Here is a 19,673-nt window from a genome sequence, read left to right as displayed (position 1 = left end):
GCTTACCCTGGAAGGGAGGAAGCGATCGCACGTGTGAACGCCTTCGGCCGCGCCGGAGGCTCCGCGCCGCCACAGCGGTCTCGCAGCGGCGGGGGCCGTCCGGACCCGGCACTGCGCACGGACCGACCGCTTCCTCCGCCGTCTCCGGCCGGTGCGCGTACGGCCGGTCGGTCGTCGCGCCCGGCCTCCGTCTGGACGCGCCGCACGTGATCGAGGATGCGGTCGGTCGCCTCGCGGATGTCACCGCCGGCCGGCGCTCAGATGTCGAGCTGCCACTGGTGCCAGGTGTCGAAGATCTTGAAGCCCATCGCCTCGTTGATCGCCAGCATGTGCGGATTCGCGGTGGAGTTCCACGTGATGACTCGCTCGACCGACGGCTCGCAGGCGCGGAACCAGGTGATGTTGGCCAGCTTGAGCACCAGGCCGAGGCGCCGGCCGCGGTGCGGCCCGAGGACGGTCGTCGAGAACTGGCGGCCCCATCCCTCGGGCCGCTCGGCGTCCACGATGAGCTGGGTGAACCCCGCGGGCTCTCCGCCGGCCGTATGCCGGGCGATCATCGTGTAGGTCCGCTGGCCCGCGCGCGCGAGCATCTCCTCGCGGGCGCGTACGCGGTCGGCCGTCCACCGCTGGTCCTCCATCGCGAGGTCGCCCAGCGGATCGTCGTTCATGCCCTCTGTCAGGCGGGCCATGTCGCCGAGCAGGTCGTCGGGGGTCGGCCCGGCCCACCGTTCGAGCGAGTAGCCGGTGGCGTGCCGTACGGCCCGGGCCCGGAGGAGTTCGAGGCCGGACCAGTCGGCCGTACGCAGGTCGAGAACGAGCCGGGTCTCGGTGGAAGCGGGGGAGAAGCCGCGGGCCTTGGCGAACGCCGTGCCCGGCCCGTCGGCCGCGGCCTCGGCGACGAGGACGCGCCTGCCCTCCTCACGTGCCCGGCCGATGGCGTGGTCGAGCAGCGCGCCGCCGATGCCCTCGCGCCTGCGGTCCGGATGCGTCATCAGCCGGAGCAGGGCGAGGTGGGTGTTGTCGTCCTGAGGGAAGTGGAGGAGGTAACCGCCGGTGACCGCGTCGCCGACGCCCTGCCCGCCGAGCTGCCCGCCGATCCGGCCGCTGTGGGCCCGGCTGCCGGTGAGCCGCCCGTCGGCCTGGCCGTCGTGGGTCCGGCTGTCGTCGGTCTGGGCGCTGTTGATCCGGCCGCTGTCGTGCGCCACCCACGCCTCGGCCCGCTCGCCGCCGGGCCCGCTCCATACGCTCGCCGTGAAGTGCCGCCACGACATCGCCGGACCCGGATGATCGCATGCTCGCGCGATGGCGTGCAGACCGGCCAGAGGAGAGTGGTCTGCCGGGCCGTCCGGGTCGTCTTCCTCCTGCGCGGCGTCGTTCTCGATGGGGGCGACGCGCTTCGTTTGCATGCCGACAAGAATTTCGCACCCCCTGTCAGGGCGCGACTGATTTTCACATCGTGGAACAGGGAGGGTGAGGGCGCTACTGCATGTAGTTCTCGACCTCGTCGGCCGGACGCGGGGAGGCGAAGTCCGGGTCCTCGCCCACGTCGCGCCGGGCGCGGCGCTGACGCAGCAGGTCCCAGCAGCGGTCGAGCTGCTCTTCCAGCGAGGCGATCCTGTTGTGCTCCTCCTCCGAGGTCAGCTCGCCCGCGACCAGGCGTTCGCGCAGGGAGTGCTCCTCGTCGACCAGGTCCCTGATCCGCTTCAGGATCTCGTCGTCCTTCATGTGGCCTCCTTCGTCACGAGTCACCCTAACCTGGGGCTCCGTCTCGGAATGTGATCGGGTGTCTCATGCGGTTGAGGGGGTCTGCTAGTCTGCTTGGCATGCTGCGCGGACTCCTTCTTATCCGCCGCGGCGAGGGCCTGTAAGAGGCCGGCTCCCTCGCCGCGGTGCGAGAGTCATGCGCGTCGGCCGCCCTGGTTTCATCCAACGGCGCCCCCCTCTCACGAACTCGACGGCTATGTCGTGCCCGGGGCCCGCCGTGCGCCCGACGAGGAGCAGATCATGAATGAGCAGCAGCCCAGCCCCATGCCCTTCCATCGCTACGCGCCGTTCGAGCCCGTACGGCTGACCGACCGCACCTGGCCCGACAAGGTCATCACCAAGGCGCCCCGCTGGTGCGCCGTCGACCTGCGCGACGGCAACCAGGCGCTGATCGACCCGATGGACGCCGACCGCAAGCTGAAGATGTTCGACCTGCTGGTCCGGATGGGTTACAAGGAGATCGAGGTCGGCTTCCCGGCCGCGTCGCAGACCGACTTCGACTTCGTCCGCCGGATCATCGAAGAGGAGCGCATCCCCTCCGACGTGGTCATCCAGGTGCTGACGCAGGCCCGGCCCGAGCTGATCGAGCGGACCTTCGAGTCGCTGCGCGGCGCCCGTCAGGCGATCGTCCACCTGTACAACTCCACCTCCACCCTCCAGCGCCGGGTCGTCTTCGGCCAGGACAGGGACGGCATCACCGCGATCGCCGTCGAGGGCGCCAAGCTGTGCAAGAAGCTGGCGGCCGAGATGGAGGGCATCGACATCTACTTCCAGTACTCGCCCGAGTCCTTCACGGGCACCGAGCTGGAGTACGCCGTCGAGGTCTGCAACGCCGTCAACGACGTCTGGCAGCCCACCCCCGACCACAAGGTGATCGTCAACCTGCCGGCGACGGTCGAGATGGCCACGCCCAACGTGTACGCCGACCAGATCGAGTGGATGCACCGCAACCTGGCGTACCGGGACTCGATCGTGCTGTCCCTGCACCCGCACAACGACCGCGGCACGGCCGTCGCCGCCGCCGAGCTGGGCTACATGGCCGGCGCCGACCGCATCGAGGGCTGCCTGTTCGGCAACGGCGAGCGGACCGGCAACGTCTGCCTGGTCACGTTGGGCATGAACCTGTTCTCCCAGGGCATCGACCCGGAGATCGACTTCTCCGACATGGACGAGATCCGGCGCGTGGTCGAGCACTGCAACCAGCTCCCCGTGCACCCCCGCCACCCGTGGGGCGGCGAGCTGGTCTACACGGCCTTCTCCGGCTCCCACCAGGACGCGATCAAAAAGGGCTTCGAGCACCTGGAGCGCGACGCGGCCGCCGCCGGGGTGCCGGTCGACCAGTTCACCTGGGCCGTGCCGTACCTGCCGATCGACCCCAAGGACATCGGCCGCACGTACGAGGCCGTGATCCGGGTCAACAGCCAGTCGGGCAAGGGCGGCGTCGCCTACATCATGAAGGCCGACCACCAGCTCGACCTGCCGCGCCGCCTGCAGATCGAGTTCTCCCGCGTCATCCAGGCCCGTACGGACGCCCAGGGCGGCGAGGTCACGGCCGCGGAGATGTGGGAGCGGTTCGCCGACGAATACCTGCCCAACCCGGCGAGCCCCTGGGGCCGCCTGGGCCTGCTGGCCCACCGGCACACCTCGGCCGTGGACGACAAGGACGCGATCAGCGCCGACGTGCGGGTGGACGGCCAGATCCGGGAGATCGAGGGCGTCGGCAACGGCCCCATCTCGGCCTTCTGTGACGCGCTGGAGAGCATCGGGGTGCCGGTGCGGGTCCTCGACTACACCGAGCACGCGATGAGCGCGGGCGCCGACGCCAAGGCCGCGTCGTACGTCGAGTGCGAGGTCGGCGGGCCGAACGGCACGCAGGTCCTGTGGGGCGTCGGAATCGACGCGAACACGACGAGCGCCTCGCTCAAGGCCATCATCTCCGCCGTCAACCGCGCCACCCGCGTCTGACGGCCCCCGAATCTTGCAGTGATGCGGCGGAACCTGCGCCTCACTGCCCCTGACCTTGCACAAAATCGCAAGCGAATGCCCTGAACAGCCCACAAAGCTGTCGTGAAACATGCGAAAGGCGGCAACCGGGAGATCCCCGACTGCCGCCTTTCGCATGTCTCGTGACCGACGCGTTCGAGCTGCGTGGCTATCCCCGCCGGTCCCGGATGGCCTCGCCGGCGTCGTCGATCTCGGGCAGCCCGTTGGCCGGGCCTGCGACCTTCGCCACCAGCGACGACCTGGGCGCTTTGATCGTGACGCGAGGTCGCCAGGCGAGATATTCGGTCCTCGCCGATCCGCCGGCGTACGGCCGGCCGGTCCCGCCCTTGACCCAGGTGTCCCAGCTGGAATCGACCATCATGGGCGTGCCGTTCTTGTCGGTCCACAACCACCACCAGACGAGGGCCGGGGCGAGGGTGGCGTCGGGCTTCTGCCCGAGAAGCGTTCGGAAGGTGGGCGAGACGGCGTACAGGTCGGCGAAGGTGATCTTCCCCCTGTAGAGCATCATGTTCTCGTGGATCCGGCCGGTGATGTCCTTGAAGCCGGAGCGCTTTATGGAATAGGTGTCGGACAGCAGTTTTTTCAGCGTCCGGGGTTCGAATATGTTGACGACCTGATCGGTGAAGGCGCCGCCGTTCGGGATCGCGCCGCGCAGGGCCCAGGTCTTTCCCTTCGGCAACGCGGGCGCGTACAGGGGCCCGGTGGTGTAGAGCCTGCCGTTCACACTCACGGAACGGTGCGGCCGGGTCTGGATCAGAAGGCTCCTGGCCACGGGGTCGCCGTCGGCGGCGTCCTTCTTCACGAGGGCCGCGGAGTCGTCACGCTCGAACCGCAGCCGCCTGCTGAGGTCGGACGCGACCACCCCTGTGCGCCCGAGCTGGATCGACCCCGTGCGTTTGTAGTCGTACTTGAAGGTATTGGCCGTGTGGTTGATCAGCCGCGAGCGCGAACCCAGCTGGACCTCTCCCCACTCGGCCACCTTGACGGATGACTGGGCGGACAGGAGCCGCCGTACCGCGGCCACCGGATCGCCGGCGGCCGCTGCCGCCGGAGTGGGGGCCGGCAGAGCACAGGTAACAGCCGCAGCACTGAATAGAGCAACTAATCGCTTCATGCGCTGAATGTCCTAACGCGAAATCGAGTACTCCTACCTCATTGCATGATCCATTGTGCCTTCCGTAGTCTGCGTTCACAGCCCGATGTGTGCTTTCGCTGGGATAAGCGGTACGCACACGCAGATTGGCGTACCGTTGACAGGCAGATGGGACCGCGTCGGCTAGCCTGAGGACATGTCGGACGAGGTCGTCAGTGTGGGAGTACGGGAACTGCGCGACCGGCTCGCGCACTACCTGGAACTGGTCCAGGCCGGAAACACGGTCGAGATCACGGAGAGGGGGCGGCCCGTGGCGCAGCTCACCGCTTTGCCGCACGAACGTGTTGTCACCGACCGGCTCATCGCGGAGGGCCGCATGAAGCTGCCCGAAGTGGAGATCGACTGGGCCGCCTGGCATGCTCTGCGTCCGGAACCCGGAGCGCCCGTGCCCAGCGAAGTGCTGGCGGAGCTCAGGGCGGACGAGCGGTGATCTACCTCGACTCCTCGGCGCTGGTCAAGCTGGTCGTCCGGGAGGACGAGACGGCGGCGCTCGAGAAATGGCTGGCGGCACAGAGCGGGGCGGCGGTCGTCTGCGAACTGGCCCGGGCCGAGGTCGTCCGGGCGGTGCGGCCCTGCGGACCTCAGGCGGTCTCCACGGCGAAGGCGCTGATGGCCCGGCTGAGGACGTTGCCCGTGGACACACCGCTCCTCGCCGCGGCCGCGGAGCTCGGGCCGGCCCGGCTGCGGACTCTCGACGCCCTTCATCTGTCCGCCGCGCACCTGCTGGAGCGCGCGCTCGATTGGTTCGTGGCCTACGACAAGCGACTGCTCGCCGCGGCCGAAGAAGCGGGCTTCCCCGTCGCCGCACCGGGCTTGCACGGGGCCGGGCCCGGATGAACCGCCTCCTGCCGCGCTACGAGCGTCATCTCCTGGCCACTTAGGGCGTCGACCGGCCGCGAGAGCTGGGAGACCTGCTCAGTGAGCTGCCGAGAGACGGGTGAGCAGAGCGACGCCGCCCTTGAGGATCCAACCCTTCTCATCGCTTGTGAAGAGGCGGGCGAGTAGCCGGTCGTACGCGAACTGGCGACGGCGTTGGCTCATGGAGTACGGCGAATCGCCCGAGCTCTTTCGGATGTGGCCTGTGATGGCGGTGCCGAAAGCGTGTGGGGAGGTGTAGGGGAACCTCTCACCGGGGGGCCACATGGGAAATCCGCTGTCCTTGTCGATCGGTCAGGTGCTCAAGGAACTCCTGACCGGTCGCGACGGTGCGCGCCGTTCAGTTGCGCCTGGCGTGCCGTCACCAGGCCGCACTGCGCCTCGGTGAGGGACATCAGGCTCTTCATCGCGCCGACGAGGCTCATGGCACGACTGTCTCGCATGTGAGGCAGTCGTGCCACGCGGGAGGCAGGGCGCTGCCGGCCGGGCGGGGGCGGCTACTCGGGCAGGCCGATCAGGCGGGCGAGGCAGGTCATGTTGTGGTCGAACAGCTCGGTTCGGTGGGTGATCGTGTTGTTGAACTGGCCGAAGAGCTCGAAGCTGACCATGCCGAACAGGCCCGTCCAGGCGATGATCGCCCGGGCGACCACGTCGTCCGGCACGTCCGGCATCAGTGCCCGCACGACCTCCGCGTCCTGCGCCAGGACCGCGGGCGGCGGCGGGCAGACCGGGGGAGGGGCGAGCCTGCCCGCGTGGTGGGCGTCGGCGATGATTCGGCCGTACACGGCCGTGTCGCGCACGGCCGGCGCGACGGTGTCCTGCGGAGCGGCGTAGCCCGGCACGGGCGAGCCGTACAGCAGGGCGTACTCGTGCGGATGGGCCAGGGCCCACTCGCGTACGGCACGGCAGACGGCGAGCCAGCGTCCGGTGAAGTCGTCGCGCGCGCACGCGGCGTCGGCGTGCTCGACGGCCTCTCCGAGGGCGTTGTATCCGTCGATGATCAGCGCGGTCAGCAGGTCGTCGCGGCTGGGGAAGTAACGGTAGATCGCCGAGGAGACCATCCCCATCTCGCGTGCCACCGCCCGCAGGGACAGGCCCCCGGCCCCCTCCGTCGCCAGCTGTCGCCGGGCGATGTCCGTGATCTCCTTGATCAGCTCCGCCCTCACCCGCTCCCGCGCGGTCCTGCTCGCATTCATGGGCCCAGGTTAACAGAGCACCGCAGTGTTTAGAGAGCGCTGCTCTTGACGAAGACCGCTCCAGTGAGAGAGCATTGCTCTCGAAGCGGAGCAATGAACGCAAGGAGTGCCGATGCTTACCGTAGCCAAGGGAACGGCAGCCGCAGTGATGTTCTTCCTGGAGCTGGGCGTGCTGGTCGCGCTGGCCTACTGGGGGTTCACGCGGGAGGCCCACATCTTGGCCAGGATCGTGCTGGGGCTCGGCACTCCCGCGGTGTTCGCCACACTGTGGGGGCTGTTCATGGCGGGCGGCAAGGCGCCGCACCAGTTGCACGGGATCGCCAGGGCCGCCTTCGAGGTCGTGTGGTTCGGCGCGGGGGCGGCGGCTCTGGTGGCCTCCGGGCTCGTCACCGCGGGTGTGGTGTTCGCGATCGTGTACGTCGTGGACGGTGTGCTGCGGCTGCTGACAGACCAGGTCTGAAGGAGGAAGCGATGGGCAGGCATGTGATCGTCGGAGCGGGACAGGCAGGCGGCGGGCTCGCCGAGACGCTGGCGGAGCGCGGGCACGAGGTCACCCTCGTCACCCGCTCGGGTTCCGGGCCGGAGCGGCCGGGGATCTCGCGGGTCGCCGCGGACGCGGCCGACGCCGCCGTGATGCGGCGGCTCACCGAGGGGGCCGACGCGCTCTACAACTGCGCGAACCCGCGTTATCACCGGTGGCCCCTCGACTGGCCGCCGATCGCGGCCGCGCTGCTGGCCGCCGCCGAGTCGTCCGGGGCCGTCCTGGTCACGCTGGGCAACCTGTACGGCTACGGCCCGGTGGACGGGCCGATGACCGAAGACCTGCCGCTCGCCGCGACGGGCACGAAGGGCAGGGTCAGGGCGCGGATGTGGGAGGAGATGCGGGCCGCGCACGAGGCCGGCCGGGTGCGGGTCACGGAGGTGCGCGGCTCGGACTACTACGGGCCGCGGTCGTCCGGCCAGTCCTACCTGGGGCCCCGGCTCCTGACGCCCCTGTTCGCGGGCAAGCCCGGCCTCGTCCTGAGCGACCCCGACATCCCGCACAGCTACACGTACCTGCCCGATGTGGTGCGGGCGCTGGCGGCGGCCGCGGAGGAGGAGCGCGCGTGGGGCCGGCCCTGGCACGTGCCCACCGCGCCGCCCTTCACCATCAGGGAGTTCGCCGTGCGGGTGTGCGAGGCGGGCGGCCTCCCGGCGCCGCGCCTGCGGCGGCTGCCGTCGTGGGCGCTGAAGGCGGCGGGGCTCGTGGTGCCGCTCCTGCGGGAGATGGGGGAGACCCGTTATCAGTTCGACCGGCCGTACGTGCTCGACTCCGCCGCCTCCCAGGCGGTCCTCGGGTTCGCGCCGACGCCGGTCGAGGACGCGGTGAAGGAGACGGTGGCGTGGTGGCGGGGGCGCTGACCGGCCCCGGAGGGACGGCGATAGTCTCCCCGGCATGAGAGTCGGAATCATCGGCCTGGGCGACATCGCGGAGAAGGCCTACCTGCCGGTCCTGGCGGCGACGCCGGGCATCGAGCCGCTGCTGTGCACCCGCGACCGGGCGACGCTCGACCGGCTCGGCGACGCCTACCGGATCGGCGCGCGCTTCACCTCCGTGGACGCGCTCGCCGAGGCCGGGATCGACGCGGCCTTCGTGCACGCGGCCACCGGCGCGCACGTCCCGATCGTGACCACGCTGCTGGAGGCGGGCGTGCACGTCTACGTGGACAAGCCGCTCGCCTACGACGCCGCCGCCTCCGCCGGGCTCGTACGGCTGGCGCGCGAGCGGAACAGGTCGCTGATGGTCGGGTTCAACCGCAGGCGCGCCCCCGCGTACGCGGCCCTGCGCGGCCTGCCGCGCGACGTGATCGTGATGCAGAAGAACCGGCGTGACCTGCCCGGCGACCCGCGGACGATGATCTTCGACGACTTCGTCCACGTGGCCGACACGCTGCGCTTCCTCGCCCCCGGGCCGGTCACCGACACCGTGATCAGGACCAGGGTGCGCGACGGCCTGCTCGAACACGTGGTGCTGACGCTCGGCGGCGACGACTTCACCGCCGTCGGCGTGATGAGCCGCACCAGCGGCGCGGCCGAGGAGACCTGCGAGGTCATGGGCGGCGGAGGGAAGCGGCGGGTCGTCAACCTCGGCGACGTGGTCGAGTTCGGCGGGGACGAGACTCTCACGAGGCGCGGCGACTGGGTCCCGGCGACGCGGCAGCGCGGCATCGAGCAGATCTGCCGGGAGTTCCTCGACGCGGTCCGGGAGGGCCGGATCCTCGACGCCGACGACGCCCTGGAGACCCACGAGCTGTGCGAGCAGATCGTGCTGGCCGCCACGAAAACGGCGGCCACTGCCTGACCGGCCCCAATGCCGCCCCCAAGACGGCCGGACCGACCTCCCAAGACGGCCTGGCCGCCTCCCGGAAGCCGCATATTCCCGGGAGGCGGCCGTCATCGCCGTCTTCTGAGGGGCGTCAGGGGTAGAGGCCCCGCATGCGGTGGGCCTCGGCCACCCGCCCCACCCCGATCGCGTGGGCGGCCTGGCGGAGCGTGAGGTCACGCTCGGCGGCCAGGTCCGCGACCGCCCGATAGGCGTTCTCCATCAGGTCGCGGAGCTTCACCTCGACCTCCCCGGCGCTCCAGGAGTACGCCTGGGTGTTCTGCACCCACTCCAGGTAGGACACGATCACCCCGCCGGCGTTGGCCAGGATGTCGGGCACCACCGTGACCCCGTTGCCGCCCAGGATCCGGTCGGCCTCGGGTGTGGTGGGCCCGTTGGCGCCCTCCACGACCAGGCGGGCCCGTACGCGCGGCGCGTTGTCCGCCGTGATCACGCCTTCGAGCGCGGCCGGCACCAGCATGTCCACGTCGAGTTCGAGCAGCTCGTCGTGGGAGAGCGGGTCGGCGTCGCGGTAGCCGTGGACCGACCCGGTCTCGGCGGCGTGGGCGCGCAGCGCGGCGACGTCGAGACCGGAGGGCCGGACGACCGCGCCGCCCGCGTCCGAGACGGCCACGACGCGGCAGCCGGCGTCGGCCAGATACTGGGCGGCGAGCGCGCCCACCTTGCCGAAGCCCTGCACCGCAACGGTCGTGCCCTCGGGGGAGCCCGCCCCACGGCTCCGGGTCAGCGCCTGCAGCGCGGCGATCTGCACCCCGCGCGACGTCGCGCCCGCGCGGCCCAGCGAGCCGCCGAGCGCCGTGGGCTTGCCGGTCACCACGCCGGGGACGGAGTAGCCCGCGTTGGCGCTGTAGGTGTCCATGATCCAGGCCATGGTCTGCTCGTCGGTGCCCACGTCGGGCGCGGGGATGTCCTTCTCCGGGCCGATGAGCGGCAGGATCTCGTTGACGTAGCGCCGGGTGACGCGTTCGAGCTCGCGGGTGGTCAGCGTGGCCGGGTCCACGGCGACGCCGCCCTTGGCCCCGCCGTACGGGATGCCGACGAGGGCGCACTTCCACGTCATCCACATGGCGAGCGCGGTGACCTCGGCGAGATCGGTGTCGGGGTGGAACCGGATGCCGCCCTTGGCCGGTCCGCGCGAGAGGTTGTGCTGCACGCGGTGGCCCTGCACCACCTCCAGGCGGCCGTCCTCGCGGCGTACGGGCACGGAGACCGTCAGCGAGCGGCGGGGCGTGGCGAGCATGTGGTGCAGGCCGTCGTCGAGGCCGAGGAAGCGGGACGCCTCGGCGAGCTGGAAGCGGGCGGCGGCCAGGGCGCGCTCACCCGGTGTGGGGGCGGGGTGATCGGGGATCGGAGACCGAACCCCCGACGCCGTTGTCGGGAAGTCCGTGATGGTCATTCTGGTGTTCTCCTGTCGGAAAGGGGTGGCCGTCCCCCCGGGCCCCGCGCGCCGTCGTCGTTGACGGGCACGGAAGGCGGGCCGGAGGAGCGACATCAGGATCAAACCGTGTGCCGGGTGATCGCGATATAGGCCAATACGGAGATCGCCGGGTGGGATTTCGCCGTTCCGGCGCATAGGCGGCGCGCGGACCGTGAACGGCGCAGGACAGGTGGGCGTAAGTCGCGCTTTGCCGTCCTTTTGCAGTAGACAGGTCTCGTGCCGGAACTTGTGCTGGGCCCACTGCTGCGCCATGTGGACGCGGCCGCCGCGACCGTCTGGGTCGAGACCTCCGAGCCCTGCACGGTCCGCGTGCGGGCCGGCGACGCCTCCTCGGAGGAGCGCACCTTCACCGTGCACGGCCACCACTACGCCCTGGTCGACGTCGGCCTCGAGGGCCCGGTGGCCTACGAGGTGGAGCTCGACGACCGGCCGGTGTGGCCGGCCGACGGGCTGCCGCCGAGCGTGATCCGCCCGCTGACCCGCCTCGATCGGCTGATCTTCGGCTCCTGCCGCACCAGCGTCCCCCACGAGGAGCCGTACGTGCGCACGCACGGCCCGGACGTCCTGCGGGCGTACGGCCTGCGCCTGATGGAGTCGCCGGACGAGCGGCCCGACCTGATCCTGCTGCTCGGCGACCAGGTGTACGCCGACGAGCTGACGCCGGACATGAAGGAGTTCATCGCCGGGCGCAGGGACGACGGACCCGAGGAGGTCGTCGACTTCGAGGAGTACGCCGAGCTGTACCGGCAGGCGTGGTCCGACCCTCCGGTCCGCTGGCTGCTGGCCACGGTGCCCAGCCTGATGATCTTCGACGACCACGACGTCAGGGACGACTGGAACACCTCGAAGGCCTGGCGCGAGCAGATGGCCGAGGTGCCCTGGTGGGAGCGGCGCATCGTCTCCGCGCTCGGCTCCTACTACGTCTACCAGCACCTGGGCAACCTGCCCCCGGCCGAGCGGGCGGCCGATCCCGTGCTCGCCGCGCTGCGGGCGGGCGATGGCGACGAGGCGCTCGACGCCTTCGCCCGCCGGGCCGACCGGGAGCCCGACTCGGTGCGCTGGAGCTACCACAGGGACCTGGACGGCACCCGGCTGATCGTGCTGGACAGCCGCAGCGCCCGGGTGCTGGAGCCGGGACGCCGCAGGATGCTCGACCCGGGGGAGTGGGACTGGTTCGACAAGCACGCCACCGGCGACTTCGAGCACCTGCTCGTCGGGTCGTCGCTGCCGATCCTGCTGCCCGCGGGGATCCACCACGTGGAGAGCTGGAACGAGGCGGTCTGCGACGGCATCTGGGGCCGCAGTGCGGCCCGGTGGGGCGAGCGCGTGCGGCAGTTCCTCGACCTGGAGCACTGGGGGGCCTTCCGCCGGTCGTTCGAGGAGCTCGCGCACGTGGTGCTGGAGGTCGCCTCGGGCGCCCGGGGCAGGCCGCCCGCGACCGTCCTGCTGCTGTCCGGCGACGTCCACTACTCCTACATGGCGTCCGTACGGCGCCGGGGCGGCGGGCGCGTCCACCAGATCGTCTGCTCACCCATCCGCAACCCGCTGAGCCGCACGCTGCGCTTCGCCAACATCGTGGCGTCGTTCGGGCTCGCGGGCGTGCTCGGCGGGGTGCTGGCCAGGGCCGGGGGCCTTCCCCGGCCGCCGTTGCGATGGCGCATCAGCAAGGGACCCTGGTTCCCCAACATGATGACCGCCATCGACCTGGCGCCCGGGGAGGCCGCGGTGACGTGGTTCACCGACACCGGCGATCAGGACGCGGTGCGGATCAGGCCCGAGCCTCCCGCAGCACCGCGCTGAGCTGGTCGAGCGCCCACTCCAGGTCGTCCCGGGAGACGACGAGGGGCGGCGCGAGGCGGATCGTCGAGCCGTGGGTGTCCTTGACCAGCACGCCGCGGCGCAGGAGCGCCTCGCTGATCTGCCGCCCAGTGCCCAGCGAGGGGTCGATGTCGACGCCCGCCCACAGGCCGCGCCCGCGCACCGCCACCACGCCGGGGCCGAGGCCGGCCAGCCGCGCGTGCAGGAACGCGCCCAGCTCGCGGGCCCTGGCCTGATATTCGCCGGTCTTCAGCAGCCCGATGACCGCGTCGCCGACGGCGCAGGCCAGCGGGTTGCCGCCGAAGGTGGAGCCGTGCTGGCCGGGCCCGATCACGCCCATGACGTCGGTGTTCGCGACGACCGCGGAGACCGGGACCACGCCGCCGCCGAGGGCCTTGCCCAGGACGAACATGTCCGGGACGACGCGCTCGTGGTCGCAGGCGAACGTGTCGCCGGTGCGGCCGAGGCCCGACTGGATCTCGTCGGCCACGAACAGCACGTTGTTGTCGGTGCAGATCTCCCTGACCGCGGCCAGGTAGCCGTCCGGCGGCACCAGCACGCCGGCCTCGCCCTGGATGGGCTCCAGCAGCACGGCCACCGTGTTCTCGTCGATCGCCTCCCTGACCGCCTCGGCCGAGCCGTACTTGACGATCCGGAAGCCGGGGGAGAAGGGGCCGAAGCCGTCGCGCGACTCGGGGTCGGTGGAGAAGCCCACGATCGTCGTCGTACGGCCGTGGAAGTTGTCCTCCATCACGACGATGTTGGCCTGATCGGGAGCGACGCCCTTGACCTCGTAGCCCCACTTGCGGGCGACCTTGATCGCGGTCTCGACGGCCTCCGCGCCGGTGTTCATCGGCAGGACCATGTCCTTGCCGCACAGCTCGGAAAGGCCGGTCACGAACGCGGCGAACCGGTCGTGGTAGAACGCCCGGCTGGTCAGCGTCAGCCGGTCGAGCTGCTCCCGGGCCGCGGCGAGGATCGCGGGGTTGCCGTGGCCGAAGTTCAGCGACGAGTAGCCGGCCAGGCAGTCGAGATACCGCTTGCCCTCCACGTCGGTGACCCAGGCGCCCTCGGCCGAGCTGATCACGACGGGCAGCGGGTGGTAGTTGTGCGCGCTGTGGCTCTCGCTGAGCCGGATCAGTTCCTCGCTGTTCATCGGGTCTCCCTGTTCGGCCGGATCTCGAGGGTGCAGCACTTGGGCCCGCCGCCCGACTTGCGCAGCTCGCTGAGGTCGACCGGGACGACCTCGAAGCCGCGGCGCTTGAGTTCCAGGATCAGCCCGGTGGCCTCGGCGTTGACGACGACGTTGCGGCCGTCGCTCACCGCGTTGAGGCCGAGCACCTCCGCGTCGGCGGACGTGGCGATCACGGCGTCGGGGAACAGCCGCCGCAGCACCTTCCTGCTGCCCTCGCTGAACGCCTCCGGATAGTACGCGACGTTGTGGCCGTTCAGCGGGAACAGGGCGGTGTCGAGGTGGTAGAACCTCGGGTCGACCAGGCGCAGCGTGACGACCGGGCGGCCGAGGAACTCCTGGGCCTCCATGTGCGCCGCCACGTCGGTGCGGAATCCCGTGCCGGCCAGGATCATCTCGTCGAGCGTCAGGTAGTCGCCCTCACCCTCGTTGGTGAAGGACGCCTCCAGTGTCTCGTATCCCCGTTCGGCGAACCACCGCAGGTAGGCGGGGCCCTCGGCGGCACGCTGCGGGTGGGCGAACTTCGCGCCGTAGACCCGTCCGTCCACGACGAGCGCGCCGTTCGCGGCGAACACCATGTCCGGCAGGCCCTCGATCGGGTCGATCAGGCTGACGGTGTGGCCCAGGCTCTCGTACGCCTGCCGGAGGCTCTCCCACTGCCGCACCGCCCTGGCCGTGTCGGTGTCCTTCTCCGGGTGCATCCACGGGTTGATGGAATACGAGACCGTGAAGAAATCCGGCCGGCACATCAGGAAATGCCGGGCCGTGCCCGTAAGGCCACGGTCCGTGGCCTCGGTGGCGGGCGCAAGCGTCATCGTCGACTCCAAGCGGGAAACCGGGTGAACGGGACTTCAGCGTAGGAATCGGGAGGCGACAATCCAATGCGCCCGCGTTGCGATCACGTGTGGATCGGTTGCGTCTATCACCCGTTTTGCAGCGATCCGTTAATCAGCCGCGACAGCACGATCGAACTCTTCGTGCGGACCACGAACGGCTCGGCCGCCAGGCGCTCGATCACCCGCTCGACGTGCCGCACGTCGGTCGCGCGGATGTGCAGCAGCGCGTCGGCCTCGCCGGTGACCGTGCAGGCCGAGACGACCTCCGGATGCCGGGACACGGCCATGCCGATCTCCGCCGGTGAGGTCTTCCCCCGGCAGTACAGCTCGACGTACGCCTCAGTGGTCCAGCCGAGGGCCGACGGCTCGACCCGGGCGCTGAAACCGGTGATCGCGCCGCTGGCGACGAGCCGGTCGACCCGCCTCTTCACCGCCGGAGCCGACAGCCCCACTTGAGCGCCTATTTCGGCGTACGTCGCCCGGGCGTCCTCGACGAGGGCCCGGATTATGGCGCGATCGAGCTCGTCCAACCTCACGTGGACCTGTATACAGCCGCCGGGGCCCGGCATGTCCCGCGCCGTGCCCGTCGCCGCACCGCGCCAGGCCCGCGGCAGGGGACGGCGGAGGGTGCGGGGCTGCGTCGTGGCGGACAGCAGAGGGCGCGGGCCCCCTCGCCGGGGCCCGCGCCCTCTCTTCGGCGGCCGGTCGTCAGGCCGCGGCCTCGCAGATCAGCTCGGCGGCCCTGGCGAGCAGATCCGTGTAGACGCTCGGGTCGTCGGCCTCGATGACCGGGAAGCCCACGCCGAAGTCGCCGTTGACCCACCGGGCCCGCACGCCGGGATTGGCGACGTCGGTCCCGTCGTACAGGAACACGTGGGGGCTGCAGTCGACCCGGCCGTGCCGGGCGGCCTCGAACTGGTCCATCACCGCCCGCCGGGCGCGGCCGTCGTCGAGCGCCTCGGCCAGCGCCCCGACGTCGACCGCCCCGGTGGAGGCCGCGACGTCGAGGATCTCGTGCCGCAGCGAGATGCACCGGCCCTCGGCCCAGAAGGCCCGGCGCAGCGCCAGGTCGAGCTGTTCCGAGGCGTGCAGGCCCTGCGCCTTCGCCGCCTGCACGGCCTCCAGAGGCGGCAGCATCGTGACCGGGTAGGTCCAGTCGGGCCCCTGCCACAGCCGCCACCCGGCGGATGGGTCGAGGGCGCCGACCACCGACACCTCCGAGTCCACCCCCGGGCGCTCGTTCACCGTCCGGTTGAACAGCTCCAGGGGGAAGCAGCGGTGGTCGAACCACAGCCGTCCCTCCAGGCCGAGCCGCCGCCGCGCCTGGTGCAGGCGGTGCACGGCCAGGTGGGCGAAGGAGCAGTTGAGGTCGGAGAAGACCACGATCGTGTCGGGCGAGTCGGGCAGCCGCGGATCCCTGCTCATCTCGGATCACCTCCGGTCACGTAATCTGCGGTCACGCCGTCTGCAGTGACGTCCTCTGCGGTCGCCAGGGCCGTCCGCTCGGGGAACAGCCGGCACAGCGCGGCGTAGAGCAGCGCCGCCGTGCAGAACGGCACCAGGCAGCTCAGGTCCACCCCGCCCGCCAGGCCGGCGAACGGGCCGGTGTAGATCGTGTTGTCCACGAACAGCAGCCCCAGGACCACCGCGGGGACGAACGCCCCCAGGGCCCGGAGGTTGAACCCCCCGGTGAACCAGTAGCGGCCCCGGTCGCCGGGCCGGGCGAAGCCGTACAGGTCGTCGGGGTGATACCGGCCCCGCCGCAGGGCGAGCCCGACCAACATGATCGCCGTCCACGGCGACACGAGGACGAGCAGGATCAGCACGAACGTCGAGATCGACTCGATGGCGTCGAAGACGATCGCCCCGACGTACAGGGTGGCGACGCCGAAGGCCCACATCAGCCAGGTCGCCGCCGCGCGGGGGAGCCGCCACAGGATGGAGTTGGCCGACAGCCCCGCCGCGTACAGGCACAGCGCCGCCTGCGGCAGCGTGCCGGCGAACCCGAAGGCGATCACCACGACCGCGAACCACTGGGGCACCACGTCGGCCACCCCGAGGATCCACGGCGCCGAGGCGTCCTTCAGCATCGTGGTGACGTAGGCGCCGCCGATGAGTGCGATCGCGTTGCTCACGTACATCGCGGCGCCCGTGTACGCCACCGCCGCCCGGTCGCCGGCCCGGGGCGACAGGTAGCGGCTGTAGTCGCCCTGGAACGTCGAGTACGACACCGGCAGCGTGGCGCTGAACGACACGGCCAGCAGCCAGGTCCGCCAGAAGTCGCCCAGCGCGTACGGCCCGCCCGCGTGTCCCGGGTCGAAACCGGGCAGCAGCACCACGACCAGCGCCAGCAGCACCAGCCCGCCGATCACCGTCATGACCTTGTACGTCGCCAGCAGCGCGCCGTATCCGTACACGGCGACCACGGCGACGGCCAGCGCCATGAGCGGCATCGTGAGAGCGAGGCCCCCCGGGCCGGCCGGGGTGCCGAGCACCCGCTGGCCGGCCGCGAGGATGGCGGTGGCGCCCGTCCACACCGCGATCGAGAAGAACCCGATCGCGACCACGATGGTGATGACGTTGGCGACGACCCGGCCGCGCACGCCGAAGTGCGCGCCGCTGGACACCGCGTCGTTCGCGCCGGTGCGCTTGCCGAACAGCACGAGCGGTGCGAACACCGCCGTGCCGATCAGCAGCCCCACCAGGATCGCGGTGACGGAGGCCGTCCAGCTCAGGCCGAAGCTCACCGGCACCGAGCCGAGCACCACCGTGCCGAACGAGAACTGGGCCGAGTGCCAGATCCACAGGAACTCGCGCGGCGAGGCGGTGCGCTCGCCGTCCGGGATCCGGTCGACGCCGTGCGCCTCCATCCGGGTGCCCTGGCCGCCGCCGTGCCCGCTGCCCTGGCCGCCGGTCTGCTCTGTGGCCTGGTCTGTGGCCCGCTCACCGGCCCGCTCACCGGCCCGCTCACCGGCCCGCTCACCGGCCTGCCCGGCGACGTGGGCGGGCAGCTCCCGTGTGGTCACGGAGCGCCCGCCTCGGGCCGGAGCCTCTCGGCCAACGCCACCGCCTCCGCCGCCGACCGAGGAGACGCGGCGTCCTCGGGCAGCGGGGTTACGCGCAGTGAGCCGCACGGCGGACCGGCCACCTGCCGGCCGGTGAGCAGGTCGAACGTGGAGTGGTGCAGCGGGCAGGTGATCCGCAGCGTCCGCCCGTTGAGGTAGCCGTAGCGCAGCCGGCCCCTGCGGTGAGGACACTCCGCCTGGGTGAGCACCCTCCTGCCCGCCACCTCGATGAACAGGAGGTCGGGCGCGATCTGGCGCAGTGAGACGGGCCGGCCCGGGTCGGCGGTCATGCGGCCACCTTCCTCGCCCTGTCCACCGCGGCCTCCGTGGCCTCGGCGATGACGGCGCTGGTCAGCGTGACGCCGGCCCACACCTTCGCCAGGTCGACCTCGCGATGCTCGCCGAGCGCCCGTATCGCGGTCTGCATCTGCTTGGAGTGGAAGCTGTCGATGTACAGATGTTCTGTGTAATACCGGTCGTTGCGGAGGCCGAGCCGTTTCGCGGCCGCCGCGAAGGGCCTGAAGGCGTACAGCACGCTGGCCTCGAAGTAGGCGTACGCGCCGAGGAAGTACTCCGGCGCGGGCGCCCGGTCGGCCAGCCAGTGGAACAGGTTGACGTACGCGAAGCTGGCGTCCCCGGCCCGGTCCACGTAGTGCTCCAGGTCGGCGGGCAGGCCCAGCTCGGTCACCAGGTCGCGGTAGAGCCGCGAGTGCTCCATGTCGTCGTTGCCGCAGCCGAACTCGTCGATGAGCACGCGCAGCACGGCCATGCGCGCCTTGGACGGCAGGCGGCGCAGGATCCCGAGGTGCGACTGCGACTCCACCAGACCGTCGACGGCGAACTCCGCGACCACCGTCTTGAACTGGTCGAGGGTGGCCTCCTCGGCGAGGAACCGCTCGTCGTCGGAGGCGTTGGCCTCCTCCTTGGCCAGCAGGTCGTGGAGCGCGTCGATCAGCTCGATGCGGAACCCGAAGCGGGGCGCGCGCTCCTCGTGCTCGGCGGCGAGGCACACCACCCAGTCGCGTTCGATCTCGCACAGCTCGGCGTACCTCTCGGGGGTGAGGACCGAGCGGTTGTAGACATAGAGCCGCTTCTGGGCGGAGTCTCCGGGCCGGACCTCCAGCATTCCGCTCACCCCGCTTCCCCGACGATCACGTCGGTGTCGATGACCCCGCGGCGGTGCAGCTCCTTCTTCAGGTGCTTGTACCAGTCGTCCTTGAACAGGCCGTACCGCTCGCAGGTCGCGTCGATGTCCCGTTGCCGCTGCGCGGACGGCTCGGCCAGCATGGCGTTGGCGAGGCCGGGCTCCAGGTTGGCCAGGGGGCCGATGAACCCGGCCACGCCGCCGGGCCCCGTCACCTCGTGCAGGAGGTTCTCCCAGCCCTCGAACACCGGGATCCCGGGGACCGCGGCGACGAGCTTCCTGGTGAACTCGGCCGACCCGCTGGACTCCTTGACGCCGGCGACGCCGGGCAGGGCGCAGACGCGCACCAGGGTGTCCAGCTCGATCTGGTTGCCCGACAGGGCCTTCTCGTTGTAGACGAACAGCGGCACCGGCACGGCCTCGCGGATCGCCCGGTAGTGCTCGTAGATCTCCTCCTGGGTCAGGTCGGGCGAGAAGGGGGTGGTGACGGCGATGGCCGCGACGCCGAGGGCCTGGGCCTCCTTCGCCCTGGCGATCACCTCCTCGGTGGTCGGCGACTGCACGCCGGCCAGGACGGGCAGCCCGTCCGCGTGCCGGACCGTGTACGCGACGACGTCGCGCCACTGCCGGTCCGACAGCTTCCACCCCTCGCCGGTGGACAGGGCGGGCATCAGCCCGGTGACCTCGCTGCGGAGGGACCCGACGAGCCGCCGTACGCTCGGCTCGGACACCTCGCCCGCCTCGGTCAGGGGCGTGACCATGGGGACGATCGTCCCCGAGTGCTGTGCTGGATTCACGGGTCAC

The 19,673-nt window shown here is 71.1% G+C and carries 21 protein-coding genes; 7 read left to right on the top strand and 14 right to left on the bottom strand.

Annotated features, from left to right (window positions below):
* Nucleotides 1-257 precede the first annotated feature (257 nt).
* Together FLX08_RS33520 and FLX08_RS33515 are read right to left on the bottom strand one after the other, a co-directional pair.
* The gene (locus FLX08_RS33520; RefSeq protein ID WP_142624270.1) at nucleotides 258-1,406 is read right to left on the bottom strand and encodes a GNAT family N-acetyltransferase; all 1,149 of its coding nucleotides are present in this window, start codon (nucleotides 1,404-1,406) and stop codon (nucleotides 258-260) included.
* A 73-nt stretch (nucleotides 1,407-1,479) separates the two neighbouring features.
* Complete coding sequence (locus FLX08_RS33515) at nucleotides 1,480-1,725, bottom strand: DUF2630 family protein (protein WP_142624269.1); 246 nt, start codon at nucleotides 1,723-1,725, stop codon at nucleotides 1,480-1,482.
* Between the two features lie 276 nt (nucleotides 1,726-2,001).
* Between FLX08_RS33515 and leuA the strand changes: the two genes are divergently transcribed.
* Nucleotides 2,002-3,729: a 2-isopropylmalate synthase gene (gene leuA / locus FLX08_RS33510; RefSeq protein ID WP_208761816.1), complete on the top strand. Its 1,728-nt coding sequence runs from the start codon at nucleotides 2,002-2,004 to the stop codon at nucleotides 3,727-3,729.
* A gap of 187 nt (nucleotides 3,730-3,916) precedes the next feature.
* On the opposite strand, the gene FLX08_RS33505 is transcribed toward leuA, so the two are convergent.
* Nucleotides 3,917-4,792, bottom strand: a complete 876-nt coding sequence (locus FLX08_RS33505) for a hypothetical protein (protein ID WP_142624267.1) — start codon at nucleotides 4,790-4,792, stop codon at nucleotides 3,917-3,919.
* A gap of 265 nt (nucleotides 4,793-5,057) precedes the next feature.
* Between FLX08_RS33505 and FLX08_RS33500 the strand changes: the two genes are divergently transcribed.
* A complete protein-coding gene (locus tag FLX08_RS33500; protein WP_142624266.1) occupies nucleotides 5,058-5,351 on the top strand; it encodes a type II toxin-antitoxin system Phd/YefM family antitoxin in 294 nt (97 codons plus the stop codon).
* The gene (locus FLX08_RS33495; protein ID WP_142624265.1) at nucleotides 5,348-5,758 is read left to right on the top strand and encodes a type II toxin-antitoxin system VapC family toxin; all 411 of its coding nucleotides are present in this window, start codon (nucleotides 5,348-5,350) and stop codon (nucleotides 5,756-5,758) included. The genes FLX08_RS33500 and FLX08_RS33495 overlap by 4 nt, the downstream gene beginning before the upstream one ends.
* 341 nt (nucleotides 5,759-6,099) lie before the next feature.
* Here FLX08_RS33495 and FLX08_RS43130 read toward each other — a convergent pair whose 3' ends face one another.
* Together FLX08_RS43130 and FLX08_RS33490 are read right to left on the bottom strand one after the other, a co-directional pair.
* Complete coding sequence (locus FLX08_RS43130; RefSeq protein ID WP_280117149.1) at nucleotides 6,100-6,222, bottom strand: hypothetical protein; 123 nt, start codon at nucleotides 6,220-6,222, stop codon at nucleotides 6,100-6,102.
* A 72-nt stretch (nucleotides 6,223-6,294) separates the two neighbouring features.
* The gene (locus FLX08_RS33490) at nucleotides 6,295-6,993 is read right to left on the bottom strand and encodes a TetR/AcrR family transcriptional regulator (RefSeq protein ID WP_142624264.1); all 699 of its coding nucleotides are present in this window, start codon (nucleotides 6,991-6,993) and stop codon (nucleotides 6,295-6,297) included.
* Between the two features lie 112 nt (nucleotides 6,994-7,105).
* Between FLX08_RS33490 and FLX08_RS33485 the strand changes: the two genes are divergently transcribed.
* The 3 genes from FLX08_RS33485 to FLX08_RS33475 are packed head-to-tail and all read left to right on the top strand — an operon-like array spanning nucleotide 7,106 to nucleotide 9,334.
* Nucleotides 7,106-7,453 carry a YrdB family protein gene (locus FLX08_RS33485; RefSeq protein WP_142624263.1) on the top strand — a complete coding sequence of 116 codons (348 nt, stop codon included), beginning with the start codon at nucleotides 7,106-7,108 and terminating at the stop codon, nucleotides 7,451-7,453.
* Between the two features lie 11 nt (nucleotides 7,454-7,464).
* Entirely contained in the window at nucleotides 7,465-8,394 is a 930-nt protein-coding gene (locus FLX08_RS33480; protein WP_142624262.1) for an NAD-dependent epimerase/dehydratase family protein, read from the top strand.
* Between the two features lie 34 nt (nucleotides 8,395-8,428).
* Nucleotides 8,429-9,334, top strand: coding sequence for a Gfo/Idh/MocA family protein (locus tag FLX08_RS33475; RefSeq protein ID WP_142624261.1), 906 nt, complete (start codon nucleotides 8,429-8,431; stop codon nucleotides 9,332-9,334).
* A 115-nt stretch (nucleotides 9,335-9,449) separates the two neighbouring features.
* Here FLX08_RS33475 and FLX08_RS33470 read toward each other — a convergent pair whose 3' ends face one another.
* Complete coding sequence (locus FLX08_RS33470) at nucleotides 9,450-10,772, bottom strand: Glu/Leu/Phe/Val family dehydrogenase (RefSeq protein ID WP_142624260.1); 1,323 nt, start codon at nucleotides 10,770-10,772, stop codon at nucleotides 9,450-9,452.
* Nucleotides 10,773-11,030: 258 nt separating this feature from the next.
* On the opposite strand from FLX08_RS33470, the gene FLX08_RS33465 reads away from it, so the two are divergent.
* The gene (locus tag FLX08_RS33465) at nucleotides 11,031-12,614 is read left to right on the top strand and encodes an alkaline phosphatase D family protein (protein ID WP_142624259.1); all 1,584 of its coding nucleotides are present in this window, start codon (nucleotides 11,031-11,033) and stop codon (nucleotides 12,612-12,614) included.
* On the opposite strand, the gene rocD is transcribed toward FLX08_RS33465, so the two are convergent.
* The 8 genes from rocD to FLX08_RS33425 all read right to left on the bottom strand — a co-directional run bounded on the left by rocD (nucleotide 12,583) and on the right by FLX08_RS33425 (nucleotide 19,666).
* Complete coding sequence (gene rocD, locus FLX08_RS33460) at nucleotides 12,583-13,788, bottom strand: ornithine--oxo-acid transaminase (RefSeq protein ID WP_142624258.1); 1,206 nt, start codon at nucleotides 13,786-13,788, stop codon at nucleotides 12,583-12,585. The genes FLX08_RS33465 and rocD overlap by 32 nt on opposite strands.
* Nucleotides 13,785-14,639: a dimethylargininase gene (gene ddaH / locus FLX08_RS33455; RefSeq protein WP_244313089.1), complete on the bottom strand. Its 855-nt coding sequence runs from the start codon at nucleotides 14,637-14,639 to the stop codon at nucleotides 13,785-13,787. The genes rocD and ddaH overlap by 4 nt, the downstream gene beginning before the upstream one ends.
* 107 nt (nucleotides 14,640-14,746) lie before the next feature.
* Entirely contained in the window at nucleotides 14,747-15,196 is a 450-nt protein-coding gene (locus tag FLX08_RS33450; RefSeq protein WP_142624257.1) for an Lrp/AsnC family transcriptional regulator, read from the bottom strand.
* A gap of 172 nt (nucleotides 15,197-15,368) precedes the next feature.
* On the bottom strand, nucleotides 15,369-16,085 hold the full coding sequence (locus FLX08_RS33445) for a DsbA family oxidoreductase (RefSeq protein ID WP_142624256.1): 717 nt from the start codon (nucleotides 16,083-16,085) through the stop codon (nucleotides 15,369-15,371).
* Nucleotides 16,082-17,686, bottom strand: coding sequence for a purine-cytosine permease family protein (locus FLX08_RS33440; protein WP_208761814.1), 1,605 nt, complete (start codon nucleotides 17,684-17,686; stop codon nucleotides 16,082-16,084). Before FLX08_RS33440 ends, FLX08_RS33445 begins: the two co-directional genes overlap by 4 nt.
* Nucleotides 17,683-18,015: a Rieske (2Fe-2S) protein gene (locus FLX08_RS33435; RefSeq protein WP_142624255.1), complete on the bottom strand. Its 333-nt coding sequence runs from the start codon at nucleotides 18,013-18,015 to the stop codon at nucleotides 17,683-17,685. Before FLX08_RS33435 ends, FLX08_RS33440 begins: the two co-directional genes overlap by 4 nt.
* The gene (locus tag FLX08_RS33430; RefSeq protein WP_142624300.1) at nucleotides 18,012-18,851 is read right to left on the bottom strand and encodes an iron-containing redox enzyme family protein; all 840 of its coding nucleotides are present in this window, start codon (nucleotides 18,849-18,851) and stop codon (nucleotides 18,012-18,014) included. Before FLX08_RS33430 ends, FLX08_RS33435 begins: the two co-directional genes overlap by 4 nt.
* A 5-nt stretch (nucleotides 18,852-18,856) precedes the next feature.
* Complete coding sequence (locus FLX08_RS33425; RefSeq protein ID WP_244313088.1) at nucleotides 18,857-19,666, bottom strand: dihydrodipicolinate synthase family protein; 810 nt, start codon at nucleotides 19,664-19,666, stop codon at nucleotides 18,857-18,859.
* Nucleotides 19,667-19,673: the final 7 nt, after the last annotated feature.

The organism is Microbispora hainanensis, assembly GCF_006874475.1.
In the GTDB taxonomy this organism is placed as follows: Bacteria; Actinomycetota; Actinomycetes; order Streptosporangiales; family Streptosporangiaceae; genus Microbispora; species Microbispora hainanensis.
This window is presented reverse-complemented; position numbering and strand designations above follow the sequence as displayed.